General features: G+C 47.4%; 16 protein-coding genes. All 16 read left to right on the forward strand.

Features of this window, described 5'->3' with window-relative positions; genetic code table 11:
• The 16 genes from mraY to MKX68_RS20675 all read left to right on the forward strand — a co-directional run bounded on the left by mraY (window position 1) and on the right by MKX68_RS20675 (window position 16,236).
• Window positions 1–969, forward strand: coding sequence for a phospho-N-acetylmuramoyl-pentapeptide-transferase (mraY, locus tag MKX68_RS20600; protein ID WP_047843751.1), 969 nt, complete (start codon window positions 1–3; stop codon window positions 967–969).
• Between the two features lie 3 nt (window positions 970–972).
• Window positions 973–2,394, forward strand: coding sequence for a UDP-N-acetylmuramoyl-L-alanine--D-glutamate ligase (gene murD / locus MKX68_RS20605; RefSeq protein WP_340913963.1), 1,422 nt, complete (start codon window positions 973–975; stop codon window positions 2,392–2,394).
• A gap of 48 nt (window positions 2,395–2,442) precedes the next feature.
• The gene (spoVE, locus tag MKX68_RS20610; protein ID WP_074095851.1) at window positions 2,443–3,540 is read left to right on the forward strand and encodes a stage V sporulation protein E; all 1,098 of its coding nucleotides are present in this window, start codon (window positions 2,443–2,445) and stop codon (window positions 3,538–3,540) included.
• 7 nt (window positions 3,541–3,547) lie between these two features.
• On the forward strand, window positions 3,548–4,657 hold the full coding sequence (gene murG, locus MKX68_RS20615) for an undecaprenyldiphospho-muramoylpentapeptide beta-N-acetylglucosaminyltransferase (RefSeq protein ID WP_340913964.1): 1,110 nt from the start codon (window positions 3,548–3,550) through the stop codon (window positions 4,655–4,657).
• A 149-nt stretch (window positions 4,658–4,806) separates the two neighbouring features.
• Window positions 4,807–5,712, forward strand: coding sequence for a UDP-N-acetylmuramate dehydrogenase (gene murB, locus MKX68_RS20620; protein ID WP_340913965.1), 906 nt, complete (start codon window positions 4,807–4,809; stop codon window positions 5,710–5,712).
• 17 nt (window positions 5,713–5,729) lie between these two features.
• Window positions 5,730–7,013, forward strand: coding sequence for a UDP-N-acetylglucosamine 1-carboxyvinyltransferase (gene murA / locus MKX68_RS20625; protein ID WP_338587958.1), 1,284 nt, complete (start codon window positions 5,730–5,732; stop codon window positions 7,011–7,013).
• A gap of 58 nt (window positions 7,014–7,071) precedes the next feature.
• Window positions 7,072–7,839: a cell division protein FtsQ/DivIB gene (locus MKX68_RS20630; protein ID WP_149846753.1), complete on the forward strand. Its 768-nt coding sequence runs from the start codon at window positions 7,072–7,074 to the stop codon at window positions 7,837–7,839.
• 293 nt (window positions 7,840–8,132) lie between these two features.
• Window positions 8,133–9,416 carry a cell division protein FtsA gene (gene ftsA / locus MKX68_RS20635; protein WP_036614863.1) on the forward strand — a complete coding sequence of 428 codons (1,284 nt, stop codon included), beginning with the start codon at window positions 8,133–8,135 and terminating at the stop codon, window positions 9,414–9,416.
• Between the two features lie 150 nt (window positions 9,417–9,566).
• Complete coding sequence (gene ftsZ, locus MKX68_RS20640) at window positions 9,567–10,682, forward strand: cell division protein FtsZ (protein WP_017687306.1); 1,116 nt, start codon at window positions 9,567–9,569, stop codon at window positions 10,680–10,682.
• Window positions 10,683–10,943: 261 nt separating this feature from the next.
• The gene (gene spoIIGA, locus MKX68_RS20645) at window positions 10,944–11,924 is read left to right on the forward strand and encodes a sigma-E processing peptidase SpoIIGA (RefSeq protein ID WP_091014080.1); all 981 of its coding nucleotides are present in this window, start codon (window positions 10,944–10,946) and stop codon (window positions 11,922–11,924) included.
• A gap of 11 nt (window positions 11,925–11,935) precedes the next feature.
• Entirely contained in the window at window positions 11,936–12,658 is a 723-nt protein-coding gene (gene sigE, locus MKX68_RS20650) for an RNA polymerase sporulation sigma factor SigE (RefSeq protein WP_017687308.1), read from the forward strand.
• A 111-nt stretch (window positions 12,659–12,769) separates the two neighbouring features.
• Window positions 12,770–13,552, forward strand: coding sequence for an RNA polymerase sporulation sigma factor SigG (sigG, locus tag MKX68_RS20655; RefSeq protein WP_017687309.1), 783 nt, complete (start codon window positions 12,770–12,772; stop codon window positions 13,550–13,552).
• Between the two features lie 174 nt (window positions 13,553–13,726).
• Window positions 13,727–14,119 (forward strand): YlmC/YmxH family sporulation protein, encoded by a 393-nt coding sequence (locus MKX68_RS20660; RefSeq protein ID WP_017687310.1) that lies wholly within the window; start codon window positions 13,727–13,729, stop codon window positions 14,117–14,119.
• Between the two features lie 51 nt (window positions 14,120–14,170).
• A complete protein-coding gene (gene pgeF, locus MKX68_RS20665) occupies window positions 14,171–15,070 on the forward strand; it encodes a peptidoglycan editing factor PgeF (RefSeq protein WP_340913966.1) in 900 nt (299 codons plus the stop codon).
• Between the two features lie 6 nt (window positions 15,071–15,076).
• Window positions 15,077–15,778 carry a YggS family pyridoxal phosphate-dependent enzyme gene (locus MKX68_RS20670; protein WP_036614854.1) on the forward strand — a complete coding sequence of 234 codons (702 nt, stop codon included), beginning with the start codon at window positions 15,077–15,079 and terminating at the stop codon, window positions 15,776–15,778.
• On the forward strand, window positions 15,769–16,236 hold the full coding sequence (locus MKX68_RS20675) for a cell division protein SepF (protein WP_036614853.1): 468 nt from the start codon (window positions 15,769–15,771) through the stop codon (window positions 16,234–16,236). Before MKX68_RS20670 ends, MKX68_RS20675 begins: the two co-directional genes overlap by 10 nt.
• The last annotated feature ends 4 nt before the right edge of the window (window positions 16,237–16,240 follow it).

The raw sequence follows: 16,240 nt of genomic DNA on the forward strand, positions 1-16,240 counted from the left end.
ATGGATTTTCAGGTATTACTGTTAACAATCGGCGTTTCATTTATTCTGGCGGTGATTGCCGCACCGCTCCTGATTCCGCTGTTACGCCGGATGAAATTCGGACAGCAAGTTAGGGAAGATGGGCCTCAGAGCCATTTGAAAAAAAGCGGAACACCTACAATGGGTGGAGTCGTCATTTTAGTTGCGTTCACATTGGCCTTTTTGAAATTTTCGGCAGTCAAGAATACAGACTTTTATGTCTTGCTTGTGGCTACGCTGGGATTCGGGCTGATTGGCTTCCTAGATGATTACATCAAAATTGTGTTCAAACGTTCACTGGGACTGACGGCCAGACAAAAAATGCTGGGCCAATTGTTCTTCAGTGCAGTGATGTGTTTCTTGCTGATCCAGAATGGACACAGCACAGCCATCTCTATTCCGGGTACGTCATTCTCGTTTGACTGGACCGGATGGTTCTATTATCCGTTTGTCGTATTCATGATGCTTGCCATTACCAATGCGGTTAACTTTACCGACGGTCTCGATGGTTTGCTGTCAGGGGTGAGTGCGATTGCCTTTGGCGCGTTTGCCATTGTGGCGATGCAAGCCACGTCGATGCCGGCAGCAGTGTGTGCAGCAGCGATGATCGGAGCCGTACTCGGTTTTCTGGTATACAATGCACATCCGGCCAAAGTGTTTATGGGAGACACCGGTTCTCTGGGTATTGGCGGTGCGATTGGTGCGGTTGCCATTGTCACCAAGACAGAGCTTCTTTTTGTCATCATTGGTGGTATTTTCGTTATCGAGATCCTGTCTGTCATCATTCAAGTGGTATCTTTCAAGACTCGTGGCAAGCGTGTATTCAAAATGAGCCCCATTCACCATCACTTTGAATTAAGTGGTTGGTCAGAATGGCGGGTTGTTATTACCTTTTGGGCGGTAGGCGCAATTTTGGCCGCTCTTGGACTTTATCTCAACAAGGGGTTGTAGATCATGAACCATCCTGAATCATATCACGGACAAAAAGTAGTCGTGCTCGGATTGGCCAAAAGCGGCGTACAGGTCGCCAAGGTGCTGGATCGCGCCGGAGCGAAGGTTACAGTAAATGATAAAAAAGAGAGAGATCAATGTCCCGAAGCTTCCGAATTGGAGGCTTTGGGAATTTCTGTTGTATGCGGAGGGCATCCGGATGATCTGATTCACAGTGGTGTGAAGTTGGTTGTCAAAAACCCGGGTATCCCATACCATGCAGCTCCTGTGCAGCAAGCTTTGGCATTGGGCATTGAAGTGGTGACCGAAGTAGAGGTTGCTTATCACCTATGTGCTGCACCCATGATTGGGATTACGGGCTCCAACGGCAAAACAACAACGACCACTTGGGTGGGTAAAATGTTGGAACATGCCGGCCTCAACCCGATCGTTGCCGGTAATATCGGAACACCTCTCTGTGAAGCGGCAGAGCAAGCTTCTCCAGATAACTGGATGGTTGTTGAACTTAGCAGTTTCCAGCTCAAAGGAACGGTTGATTTCCGTCCCCGGATTGCCAGCTTGCTTAACGTTGCAGAGACGCATCTGGATTATCACGGGAACATGGATGATTATGTGGCTTCCAAAGCAAAACTGTTCGCCAATCAGCAGCCTGACGACGTAGCCATTCTAAATTGGGATGATGCGGTATGTCGTGGTCTGGTTCCTTACATCAAAGGCAGATTGATCCCCTTCTCCGTGACAGAGAAATTGGATACAGGTGTGTATGCAGATCCCCCTTATGTGGATGGAGAAGAGGATGATGTGAAGCGTCAGGTAATCTACGCGGATGAAAACGGAGATCACCATATCATTATCGACGTTGAGGACATTGGCCTTCCTGGGCGATTTAATGTGGAAAATGCACTGGCTGCTGTGGCTATTGCTGTAGCGGCAGGAGCTGATCCTGCGGTGCTGGCTGCTCCGCTTGCAGACTTCAAGGGAGTTGAACACCGACTTGAATATGTCCTGGAGCATAACGGATCTGCATACTACAACAACTCCAAAGCGACCAATTCGAAAGCTACGGTTATGGCCCTGAATTCGTTCAAGGAACCGGTCGTATTGATTGCAGGAGGGCTGGATCGTGGATCAGACATGATGGAGTTGTTGCCCTTGTTCCAGGAACGGGTAAAAGCTGTCGTTGCAATTGGTGAGACACGGATAAAAATTGCCAAGGTCGCGGAACTTGCCGGATTAAAGCAAATTAAGGTCGTCGATAATGAGGAGGACGCTGCCCGGACGTTAACCGTTGCTGTGCAGGAAGCATCGAAGCTTGCCAGTGCCGGTGATGTCGTTTTGTTATCCCCGGCATGTGCAAGTTGGGACATGTTCGCTTCCTATGAAGAGCGGGGACGCATTTTTAAAAAGGCGGCGCATAACTTGTAAGTAGGGGGGTGGAAAAGCCCCTACTTCCATGCAAGGGGTGGCCTCCTGATGAAACAGACGCGACCGGCACCAGATATTTGGTTGCTGATTTGTATTTTGGCATTGCTTGCCATCGGCATTATTATGGTATATAGTGCGGGCTCGGTGCTTGCCTTTCATGACTATGGCGATTCATTTTATTTTGTAAAAAGACAGGCCCTGTTTGCGGTGCTTGGGCTTGTGGCCATGTTCGTAACTGCTAATGTAGACTACCGGGTGTGGAGGAAATATGCCAAGCCTATATTGATTGCCTGTTTTATTATGCTCATTGCGGTGCTCATTCCTGGAATTGGTGTGGTTCGCGGTGGTGCACGAAGTTGGCTGGGCATTGGTTCGTTCGGTATTCAGCCCTCAGAATTCATGAAGCTGGGCATGATTCTGTTTCTCGCTCATTGGCTGAGCAAGGAACCGGGTAAAATCAAAACCTTCACATCGGGGCTTCTGCCACCGCTGGGATTGATCGGGTTGGCTTTTGGGATTATTATGCTGCAACCTGATTTGGGGACTGGCACCGTGATGATGGGCGCATCGATGCTTATTATTTTCACAGCCGGAGCGCGAATGAAACATCTGAGCTTGCTTGCTCTTGGCGGCGTAGCGGGGTTTGCAGCTTTGATTGCAGCAGCACCCTATCGGTTGCAGCGTATCACAGCGTTTTTGGATCCGTGGTCCGATCCGCTGGGTGCCGGATATCAGATCATTCAATCCTTATACGCAATTGGTCCTGGTGGACTAGCGGGATTGGGACTGGGTATGAGCCGGCAGAAGTACAGTTATGTACCTGAACCGCAAACGGACTTTATTTTTAGTATTTTGGCCGAAGAACTCGGCTTTATAGGTGGAATGATTGTATTATTGTTGTTTCTGGTGCTGGTGTGGAGAGGGATGCGTGTAGCCATGACCGTTCCGGATGCCTTCGGCAGTCTGCTTGGTGTTGGTATCGTAGGTATGGTCGCCGTACAGGTCATTATTAACATTGGTGTTGTCATTGGCATGATGCCTGTTACGGGCATTACATTGCCTCTGATCAGTTACGGCGGATCATCATTGACCCTCATGCTCACAGCACTGGGCATTTTAGTGAATTTATCCCGTTATGCGAGGTGACTATGCGATGCGAGTCGTTCTAAGCGGTGGCGGTACGGGTGGACATATCTATCCGGCCGTTGCCATAGCAAGACAATGCGAGGCGGAGAACCCGGACTCGACATTTCTATACATCGGAGGAACCAGAGGGCTGGAAAGCAAACTGGTTCCCCAAGAAAATATTCCTTTTAAATCCATTGATATTACAGGCTTTCGACGGAAATTGTCCATCGAAAACCTGAAAACGGTCATGCGTTTCATTCAAGGAGTACGCAAGTCCAAAAAAATGCTGAAGGAATTCAAACCGGATGTTGTGATTGGTACAGGTGGATATGTATGTGGACCTGTGGTATATGCAGCAACAAAATTGGGAATTCCGAGTATAATTCATGAACAGAACGCCATCCCTGGTCTGACGAACAAATTTTTGATGCGTTATGTGGACACGGTTGCCGTTAGCTTTGAAGGTTCTGAAAAATCGTTTTCCGGCGCAAAAAAGGTGATCTACACCGGTAATCCGCGAGCGACTACGGTAGCCCAGGCTAGCCGTGATCGTGGTTTTGCCACGTTAGGTGTACCGATGAACAGCCGTGTTGTTCTTGTGGTTGGTGGCAGTCGCGGGGCAAAAGCAATCAATCAGGCCATGGTGGACATGGCTCCAATGCTGGAACAACTGGATGATGTACATGTCGTTTACGTGACAGGGGATACCTATTTTGATGAAACGCGTGAAGCCATTCGCAGCTCATTGGGTACGATGCCAAACCACCTGCATGTCCTGCCTTACGTGCATAATATGCCTGAGGTGCTTGCCTGCACATCCTTGATTGTAAACCGCGCAGGTGCATCATTCCTTGCGGAGATTACATCACTGGGTATTCCTTCGATCCTGATTCCGTCACCTAACGTGACTAATAATCATCAGGAAGCCAATGCACGCACGCTAGAAGGTGGAGGCGCATCACTCACAATGCTGGAGAAGGATCTTACAGGCAAAGTCCTGTATGAAGCCATCTCCAAGATTATGAATGATGAATCGGGACGTAAACGAATGGCTGAAGCCTCCCGAAAACTGGGGAAACCCGATGCAGCTGAAGTGCTTGTTCATGAAATTCAGCGTCTTGCTGCACGCCGATAAAGTGCGATTGTGGGCGATTGTCACACACAAGACGGGGCTGACATAAGATACCGTATAAATCGTGACCATCGTTCCATGGCGCCAGAACACGGTCTGTAACAACAGAACATACCGTGCTCATCGGTTTTGAAGCAAAGGAGGAAGCAAACATGCATCAGTGGATATCGTTACTATCCCAGAATAATGTTGGCAGAGTTCTTGAAAACGAATCGCTAGCCAAATACACCACATGGAAGATCGGCGGTCCTGCGGATGCACTGGTCATTCCCGAGAATAAAGAGCAGATGATGAATCTCGTTCAATTGCTTCACACGTATCAGATTCCGTGGATGCAACTTGGACGGGGCTCAAACATGCTGGTGTCAGACAAAGGAATACGTGGTGTTGTGGTGAAACCAGGCGAGGGCTTTGATTATGCCGAATTTCACGAAGGCGGTGTAACCGCCGGAGCGGCGCATTCTTTTGTAAAACTCAGTGTGGTTGCTGCCAAAAAGGAATGGGCCGGTCTGGAATTCGGCAGCGGTATCCCCGGCACTGTCGGTGGAGCTGTGTACATGAATGCAGGCGCGCATGGATCGGATGTGTCACGGATATTCAAATTCGCTGAGATTGTACTGGAGACAGGGGAATTGGTACGTTACAGCAAGGAGGACATGGATTTTGCCTATCGCCACTCTGTTCTGCATGATCGGAGAGGCATCGTGCTGGAAGCTACATTTGAACTCCAGCATGGAGAGCGCAACGTCATTTCGGAAACGATGGCGGCTTACAAAGATCGCCGGCGCCGCACACAGCCACTGCAGATGGCATGTGCAGGTAGTGTATTCCGAAATCCACCGGGTGATCATGCAGCCCGCCTGATTGAAGCAGCAGGGCTGAAAGGAATGACCCAGGGAGGCGCACAGGTATCCACCATGCATGCCAATTTCATTGTTAATACAGGCCAAGCAACAGCAGAGGACGTTATCACCCTAATGCAGCAGATACAGAGCACTATATCATCTCAAAACGGTATTAACCTGGTACCGGAAGTCTTCGTAGTGGGTGAGCGGTAAACCCCGGAGGTGATACATTGGACAAATTGGTGATTGAAGGCGGGAAACCCCTCTCAGGATCCATACGCATCCATGGAGCAAAAAATGCCGCTTTACCGATTATGGCCGCAAGTTTGTTGGCAGATGGAGAAGTTACACTGCATAACGTTCCACACTTGCTGGACATTGAGGTGATGCTGTATATCCTGGAACGGCTTGGATGCACGTGTCGGCATGAACAGGGAACAGTGACGATTAATACCTCGTCTATCCGGTCATATGATGTGCCAGAAGATCTAATGAAGCAGATGCGCTCTTCCATTTTTTTGATGGGACCATTGCTGGCTAAGTTTGGGCAAGTGTCAGTGTATCAGCCAGGCGGCTGTGCCATTGGAGAACGCAAAATTGATCTTCACCTCCGGGGCCTGGAAGCGCTCGGAGCTTTGATTGAAGAGCAGGACCAACAGATTATCTGTCATGGGCACAATCTGGTGGGTACAGATATTCATTTGGATTTCCCAAGTGTGGGAGCGACCGAAAACATCATGATGGCAGCCGTCCTGGCTAAAGGCACGACAACCATTTGCAACGCGGCAAGAGAACCTGAAATACAAGACCTGCAACACTTTTTGAATGCTATGGGTGCAAGCATTATTGGTGCAGGAACGGATACAATCACGATCAATGGCGTTGAGAAACTGGAGCCTTGCTCCTATGAGATTATACCGGATCGAATCGTGGCCGGAACCGTGATGATTGCAGCAGCAGCAACACGAGGCAATGTTACGCTTACACACTGCAATCCTGCTCATCTTACTTCACTTATACATGTATTGAAGCGCACTGGTGTTCAAATCACAGTCTGCAATGATATAATGACGGTGAGCTGTATGAGCCGTCCCAAATCAGTAGACCGTATTGTGACTTCTCCGTATCCTTCGTTTCCGACAGATTTGCAATCTCAAATCATGGTGCTGCTCAGTCTGGCAGACGGATTCAGTGTGATGAAGGAAACGGTATTCGAGGGTCGGTTCAAACATGTGGATGAACTGAATGTGATGGGGGCTGATATTTCAGTCGATCTGAACGCAGCATTTATCCGTGGTGTTCCCCGTCTGTACGGGGCTACAGTAGAAGCAACCGATCTTCGTGCAGGTGCAGCTCTGGTCATTGCTGGTCTGGCTGCTCAAGGCAAAACGGTTGTGGAGCAAGTGCATCATATTGACCGGGGCTACGATCAAATCGAGAAGTTATTCCAAAGTCTTGGAGCATCGGTTGAGAGACAGTCGCCCGTTTCGAAACAGTTGGATTTTGCCAATTAACGTCCTTGGAGTCCCCTTCTTGAAGGGAGGGGACCTGAGGCTTTGTGGAGCGCTACTTATGCCTAAAAGTCAAATTCCGGTTCTGAAGAAGAATCGGCCAAAAGGAAACACAAGCCGCAAAATTGTAATTATTCTCTTATTATTATTTATTGTATTGCTCGCTGTATTATTCTTTCGTTCTTCCATGAGTCGGATTTCGGCAATTGAAATTACGGGTAATGTATATACAGCAACTTCAGAACTGCTGGAGAAAAGCGGGCTGAAAGAAGGCGAACAATTTTTTGGGACAAGTACTGCCGAGGTTATTGAGCGTCTCAAGACCATCAAGGCGATTTCCACCGTTACCGTGGACAAGCAATTTCCGGGTATTATCCATATCAAGGTTCAGGAATATGCCACGGTTGCTTATGAGCTTGGTTCTGACGGTACGTTAAAAGCGATATTAGCCAGTGGGACAAGCTTGACGGTTCCGGCAACAATTGGTGTTGCTGTGGAGAAGCCCATATTGACCCAATGGAAGGCTGATGATCCACTCAAAGCCAAACTGAGCCAGACACTGGCTAAAATTCCGAATGAATTGACGACGGATATTTCGGAAATTATTCCGAATCCAACGCCTTCATTTCCGGATCAGATTCGGATGTATACCAAATCGCAGTTTGAAGTGATTACAACCGTCTCTCTTTTATCGGATAAAGTGGAGTATCTGAATCAGGTGATTGAGACCGAACGGCCTGGGAAAATCACCATGCTTGAGGCAGATACCTATGTCCCTTTCATCCCGGATGACCCGGAAGATGATGCTGAACTAGGAGCAACCCCCTGATCTTTGCCATGATGAGGCTGGACTGAATATGAAAGCCTAGGCAGGTCGGGGTTTGACCCCGTCAGAGCAATGAAACTTGTTCTTTCTGAGATGAAGAAAAAATGATACACTTGAACTTATGGCACATGAGTTGCCTCCTTCTTTTTTCTTCAATGTTTTATGTCTGGCAACCAGATTTTGACACCCAAAAACATTGTAGAAAAAAGAGGGAAAGCCTGAAGTGTGTTGAATATGTTTTAATAGTGTTTAAATTCGAACGTAATTTACTATTGGAGTCAGGAGGTGCCACAGACTTGAGCAACAATGACATCATTGTTAGTTTGGACATCGGTACATCCAAAATTCGCGCTATTATTGGGGAAATGAATAATGGAACCTTTAATATTATAGGAGTTGGATCTGCCGACTCGGAGGGAATTCGCAAAGGTGTAATCGTAGATATCGATCAGACGGTGCAGTCGATTCGCAACGCAGTGGATCATGCAGAACGTATGGTAGGTATTCAAATATCCGAAGTGTATGTTGGAATCTCGGGAAATCATATCGGACTAATGAGCAGTCACGGCGTCGTGGCTGTGTCTAACGAGGATCGTGAAATCGGAGAAGAAGACATGGAACGGGTGTTGAAAGCAGCCGAAGTCATTGCAGTTCCGCCGGAACGGGAAATTATTGATGTTGTCGCCAAGCAATATGTTGTAGATGGCTTGGAGGGCATACAGGACCCCCGTGGTATGATTGGTGTTCGTCTGGAAGTTGAAGCAACGATCATAACGGGTGCAAAAACCGCGATACATAACCTTTTGCGCTGCGTGGAAAAAGCGGGTCTGAAAGTAAGCGATCTGGTTCTCATGTCGCTTGGAGCGGGTCAACTGGCTTTGTCCAAAGATGAAAAAACGATGGGTTCAGTGCTTGTTGATATTGGAGCGGGTGCTACAACCATCGCCATTTTTGAAGAAGACAGTCTTGTTGCAACATCAACGTTGCCTATAGGTGGGGAATTCGTAACAAATGATATCGCCTATGGCTTACGCACGTTAACGGATCAGGCAGAGAAAGTGAAACTGAAATATGGCTGCGCCTGGCTGGATGATGCTGCTGCGGATGTGATGTTCAAAGTCACCCGAATTGGCAGTAATGTAGACAAGGAGTTTTCACAGGAGGATCTGGCAGCAATTATTGAACCTAGGGTTCAGGAAATATTCCAGATGATATCCCAAGAAGTGAAGCGTCTTGGTTACAACGAGCTTCCTGGAGGTTATATACTAACGGGAGGTACGGTCTCTATGCCGGGGGTTCTGCAGGTCGCTCAGCATGAGCTTGCTGCTTCGGTACGAGTTGCAGTTCCGGATTATATTGGTGTGCGTGATCCCGGGTTTACAAGCGGAGTTGGCATATTGCACAGTGTAATTCGCAGTTTGCGCATTCGTCCCTCGATCAATAACGGCGGTGGAAATAACAACAACAATAATAACAACAAGAAACCGACCAACCGTCCGAAGCCAAATACGGCACAGGAATCGGAGCAAAAACCCGGTCTGTTCGAGCGGCTGAAGAATATGTTCAGCGAATTTATATAACAGGTTGGATCCATTTCATACATTCTTGAAGCCGTCTGAATGCGCCGGTACTAAAATAAACGCTTTCGTTCGTCGATATATGAAATTGATTCGGTTCAAATCAAAAATTGGACGGGCCATCCATGCACATTGAGGGGGAGATGGAATAATATGTTGGAATTTGATTTCGAGATGGAGAGCTTGGCTCAAATTAAAGTCATCGGTGTAGGCGGCGGCGGAAGCAATGCAGTCAACCGTATGATTGAAAATGGTGTACAAGGTGTTGAATTTATTACGGTGAATACGGATGCTCAGGCGTTACACCTGGCGAAATCCGAGCATAAATTGCAAATCGGTGATAAATTGACTCGTGGTCTTGGTGCTGGCGCCAACCCGGATGTAGGTAAAAAAGCAGCGGAAGAGTCCCGCGATCTGATCATGAACACGTTGAAAGGTGCAGACATGGTATTTGTTACAGCCGGTATGGGCGGTGGTACAGGTACAGGTGCGGCTCCGGTTATTGCCGAAATCGCTAAAGAGTGTGGTGCACTTACCGTTGGTGTCGTAACTCGTCCATTTACTTTTGAAGGACGCAAGCGTTCCAGCCATGCAGAGCAAGGTATTGAGGCTCTCAAAGAAAAAGTCGACACACTGATCGTGATTCCTAATGATCGTTTGCTCGAGATCGTAGATAAAAAGACACCTATGCTTGAAGCATTCCGTCAAGCGGATAACGTACTTCGTCAAGCGGTACAAGGTATCTCTGATTTGATCGCTGTACCGGGTTTGATCAACCTTGACTTTGCTGACGTCAAAACGATTATGCACGAACGTGGTTCAGCCCTTATGGGGATTGGTGAATCAACTGGTGAGAATCGTGCCGCAGAAGCAGCACGGAAAGCCATTATGAGTCCTTTGCTTGAAACTTCTATTGAAGGTGCTCGCGGGGTAATCATGAACATTACGGGTGGCGTTAATCTGTCCCTGTATGAAGTGAATGAAGCGGCAGAGATCGTAACGTCTGCTTCCGACCCGGAAGTAAACATGATCTTTGGTGCCATCATTGACGAAGACCTGAAAGAGGAGATTAAGGTTACAGTTATTGCAACTGGTTTTGAAGATAAACCTGCTCCACCACCACCAGGACGTAAGCCAGCTCCAGCAACAGCGGAGACGACGGATACGCGTTCGCCGAACCTGCGTCCTTTCGGAAATCAGCCGAGCAATGATCAGCTGGACATTCCGACATTTTTACGCAATCGTTCACGCAATAATAACAACGATTAATACACAAATCAGTTTATTGGAAACCCGGTACTCCTTATGGAGCGACCGGGTTTTTTCTGTTTATTTAGATATCATAGCATACAGCAATGAACAAATTCTGAACAAAGGGCCTGAGCAATTCCGACAAAAAAAGTTGGAACCACACCCCCATGATTAGACAGACTTTGAACAGGGGGCTCCGTATACTTGTGAATATGCTCATGAATATCAGGATATCGGGTATCGGTATTTCGATATGTTGCGCGCAGGCAGGTGAAGACTTTGGTTGTTTATGTGGATCTAATTTTTTTGACAAACCTGTGTATTGACGGTGCACTCATCGGAATGACCGCCTGGATGCGCAAGACAAAGCTGGTTTGGTGGCGATGGTTGCTGTCAGCCATTGTGGGTGCATTATACGTGGTCATGATGTTTGTACCGGAGTTTGATTTTATGTTCACCTTTCTGATCAAGTTCGGGTTCTCGCTGGTTATGCTTACGATTGCTTTTGGGTTTAAAGGTCTGCAGGCTTTTGCGAGGACGCTCGGTACCTTCTATGTGATTAATTTTGTCGCTGCCGGAGGTATTCTGGGTGTGCATTACATGCTTCAGAGCTCCGGTGAGTTGTTTAACGGCATTTGGTTCACGGCTTCTGGCGGTATGTCATTTGATCTGAAGATTGCCTTCTGGTTCACATTTATCGTATTTTTTGCTGTCCTGTTTTTATTCAAAGCTGTGCAGAGCTCAAAACGGAAAACGGATCGCATGACGACCTATTTGGGTAAAGTTGAGGTCTGCATCGATGAGGTAGTCATTTCTTGTACAGGCCTTCTGGATACGGGCAATCAACTTACAGATCCCTTATCGCGTATGCCGGTCATGGTGATGGAGGTTTCGTTATGGCAAGACATGTTACCCGCTTCATGGAAGGGCAGACTCAAGGACGAGGCGCCGGACAACCTTATTCTGGAGCTTGATCAGGAAAGTTTTCAGTGGCAGGATCGACTGCGGCTTGTGCCTTATCGGGGCATTAACAAAGGGACTGCGTTTATGCTTGCAATGAAGCCGGACCGGGTGAAGGTGACGATGGAGGAAACATGTTATGAGACGACAAGGGTACTCATTGGGCTGGATGGAGGTGTTTTGTCGTCGGATGGGAAATACCAGGCCGTGATTCATCCTGAACTAGTGCAAGACGCTGCTTCTGCGCAGTCTACGGCTCTCTCTGCGGGAGCAACAGAAAAGCCGCTGAATGTGGTATAGGAGGAACGTACATGCTTGTGAAATGGAAACTGGTGGCGCAGCTGCAATATTACCGTCTGTTATTTTTGTTGGGACTCAAAAGCGAAGAGATCTATTATATTGGGGGAAGTGAGGCACTTCCCCCGCCTTTGACAAGGGAAGAGGAAGAATTTTTACTGCAAAAACTATCCTCGGGAGACTCGGCCATTCGCGCGATGCTTATTGAGCGCAATCTGCGTCTGGTGGTGTACATTGCACGAAAGTTTGAAAACACAGGAATCAACATTGAAGATTTGGTCTCCATTGGAGCCATCGGATTGATCAAGGCAGTTAATACATTTGACCCGGAAAAGAAAATCAAACTGGCAACCTATGCTTCACGTTGTATCGAAAATGAAATTTTGATGTACCTGAGACGTAATAGTAAGATCCGAACTGAAGTTTCTTTTGATGAACCGCTTAACATTGATTGGGATGGAAATGAACTATTATTATCTGATGTATTGGGTACTGAAAACGATACAATCTATCGGAATATTGAAGAACAGGTAGACCGGAAACTTTTGCACAAGGCACTGGAAAAATTAACGGAGCGCGAGCGAATGATTATGGAGCTACGTTTTGGCCTGACGGATGGGGAAGAAAAGACACAAAAAGATGTAGCCGATCTCCTCGGAATCTCCCAATCCTACATCTCTCGACTCGAAAAAAGAATCATTAAAAGACTTCGCAAGGAGTTCAATAAAATGGTCTGAAATACATCATTGGTCAGAATGGGTATTACTGGCAAGGATGCCAAGTACGAATAAAAAAGCCTGCCCCGGAGATAATGTACATTAATGTTTCTCCTTGGGAGGTAAATCACGATGACCCGAAACAAAGTCGAGATTTGTGGCGTGGACACCGCAAAATTGCCTGTCCTCACCAACACTGAAATGCGGGAATTGTTTCATTCCCTTCAGCAACACCATGATCGCTCAGCAAGAGAGAAATTAGTGAATGGCAACCTGCGTCTGGTACTCAGTGTCATTCAGCGTTTTAACAATCGGGGGGAGTTTGTCGATGATCTGTTCCAGGTTGGTTGCATCGGCCTGATGAAAGCCATTGATAATTTTGATTTATCCCAGAATGTCAAATTTTCAACCTACGCGGTGCCGATGATTATCGGTGAAATCCGTCGATACCTGCGTGATAATAACCCAATTCGGGTATCTCGCTCCTTGAGGGACATTGCTTACAAAGCACTTCAGGTCCGTGACAGCCTGACGAATAAAAATTCCCGGGAACCGACGATATTTGAAATTGCGGAAGTACTGAATGTGCCGAAGGAAGATGTTGTTTTTGCATTGGACGCCATTCAGGACCCGGTCTCGCTCTTCGAACCGATTTATCATGATGGTGGAGATCCGATCTATGTTATGGATCAGATCAGTGATGACCGAAACAAAGATGTGTCATGGATCGAGGAAATTGCACTCCGTGAAGCGATGCATCGTCTTGGTCAGCGGGAAAAAATGATTCTGTCGATGCGGTTTTTCGAAGGGAAAACCCAGATGGAAGTGGCTGATGAAATTGGCATTTCCCAGGCTCAGGTATCACGTCTGGAGAAATCAGCGATACAGCAGATGCAAAAACATGTAAAGTCGTAACGCGATGCAAGGGCAGAAGGACGATCAATCGGGGCAGTGTATACCGTTGGTCGTCTTTTTGTTTTGGACCGTTTCCACATTCGATGAAAAACAGGACATTTTTCGCCCCTGAAACATATATTGTATAGAAGCGTGAAGAACGGGCAGAAGAGGAATAACAGGGGGCGGAGATGAATGAAAGTAAATACTAGCGAAGTAGCGGCACGAGGCATGAAAATCTCGGACTTTCAGACAAAGGATGTCATTAACATTACGGATGGTAAACGCCTGGGTCAGATCAGTGACTTGGAGCTGGATCTGAAGCAGGGACGAATTGAAGCGATTGTAGTCCCAGGGTACAGCCGTTTTATGGGTCTTTTTGGCGGGGGGACGGATCTGGTAATTCCCTGGAGAAATATTGTGAAGATTGGTTCAGATGTGATTCTGGTGAAGATGGATGAGGTGAAGGAAAATACGTATGACGAGCGTGATCGCGAAGCACGCCTGTATGATGAACAGCAGCATAACCGGACAGAGCGAGTGGAACGCATTGAACGGTCGGAACGTAATCAGCGTCGAACGATATAAATGAGACAGAATGTGGCTCATTTGGTACACTGGAAGTGGTGAGGTGAGATAATGGAACCCTTTGTATTGGATAAGGAATTACTTGAACGGACCAAGAACCCAAATTCAGATTTCGGTCCTGATCCGTTATTATTATATGTTGAGCCCTGGAAACAGCAATTTGAACAGCTGTCAGTCGGGTTTACGACGAGCCATGGTGGAGTTGGAAAAGTTCCGTATGCCACGCTCAATTGTGCTTATCATGTGGGGGATGACCCTGAAGTTGTACTTAACAACCGCAGGCTTGTAACCGAGAAGCTTGGCTTTGCAGCAGAAGCATGGACCTGTGGAGAGCAGGTGCATGGCAAACATGTGGCTGTAATTACCGCTGAAGATCGGAGCAGAGGATTACTTGATCGTCAATCTGCGTTGCAGGATACGGATGGATTGGTCACGAATGTGCCTGGTGTGCTGCTGACTTCTTTCTATGCCGACTGTGTTCCGCTTTATTTCTATGACCCTGTGCAGCAGGCGGTAGGTCTTGCGCATGCCGGCTGGAAAGGTACAGTCGCGGGTATCGCTGTATCCATGGTGGAGACGATGGAACGGGAGTATGGCAGCCGTAGGCAGGACATTCGAGCTGCAATCGGTCCGTCGATTGGGGATTGCTGTTATGAAGTGGATGAGGCGGTCATGCAGCATGTACGGGTTTGGTTTGATGATTCCCCGGTTAATGATAAATACGAGGATTCTGCTTCTAAACAAGCATATCGAGCCGTGAATAACGGTAAAACGATGTTAAACTTGAAAGAATGTAATCGACACATTATGATGAAAGCAGGAATAATGCCGGATCATATCGAATGTACAACATGGTGTACAAGTTGTCATCCCGAACTATTTTTCTCCTATAGGAAGGAAAATGGTGTTACAGGGCGGATGGCGAGCTGGATTGGGCTGGAAGAGAGGTGACCCTCTGTGTCATTGGAGGAGCGTATACAACAGGTAAATCAGAAGATCGAGGATGCATGTCGGCGCAGTAACCGTCATCGTGATGATGTGAATGTGATTGCGGTCACGAAATATGTCTCACTTGAAACAACGGGATCGGTGCTGGATCATGGTCTTGAGCATATTGGAGAAAACCGATGGCAGGATGCACAGGCCAAATGGGAAGCTTTTGGTCAGCAGGGTACCTGGCATTTTATCGGTCATTTGCAGACAAACAAGGTGAAAGACGTGATTGGCAAGTTTCGTTACATACATTCACTGGATCGTTTGTCATTGGCGAAGGAGTTGGATAAAAAAGCAGCTTCACTTGGCATCCAAGTGGAAACGTTTTTGCAGGTGAATATTTCGGGTGAAGAGAGCAAGTATGGATTACAGCCTGAACAGGCAAGTTCTTTTTTGCGTGATATTCGTTCGTTCAACAATCTCAAGGTCGTTGGCCTGATGACCATGGCACCTCATGAGGAAGATCCGGAGCTGACGCGTCCCGTATTTCGTGGATTGCGTGAGCTGAGAGATCAATTGAATGGACAAGCCCTTACAGCAGAGCCATTGACTGAGCTGTCGATGGGGATGTCCAATGATTTTGAAGTGGCCATTGAAGAAGGTGCAACCTGGGTACGGCTAGGATCGATTCTCGTAGGAAAAGAGGAGGGTTCACGATGGGCGTAATGAATAAATTTATGAATTTCCTCGGACTTCAGGAAGAGGAAGAGATTGTGGAACGTGAACGAATGGCTGCGCAGGAGGAAAATGAGGCTGAACATCAGGAAGCTGAAACCTCCAGTCTCGATAAACGTAGAAACCAAAGGGGGAATAATGTGGTGAGCATTCATTCCCAGAAAAATGTTAAAGTTGTCCTGTATGAACCACGTTCTTATGACGAGGCTCAGGAAATTGCCGACCATCTGCGTTCGCATCGTACCGTTGTGGTGAACTTGCAACGAATTCGTCAGGACCAAGCGCTGCGAGTTATTGATTTTTTGAGTGGCACGGTATATGCATTGGGTGGCGGTATTTCCAAAATCGGCGGAAACATTTTTCTCTGTACGCCAGATACGGTTGAAATTCAGGGCTCAATTACGGAAATACTGGCTGACAGCGAGCAAGATTATAACAGAATGAGGTGAGCCA

The sequence above is a fragment of the Paenibacillus sp. FSL M8-0212 genome (assembly GCF_038004645.1).
GTDB lineage: Bacteria > Bacillota > Bacilli > Paenibacillales > Paenibacillaceae > Paenibacillus.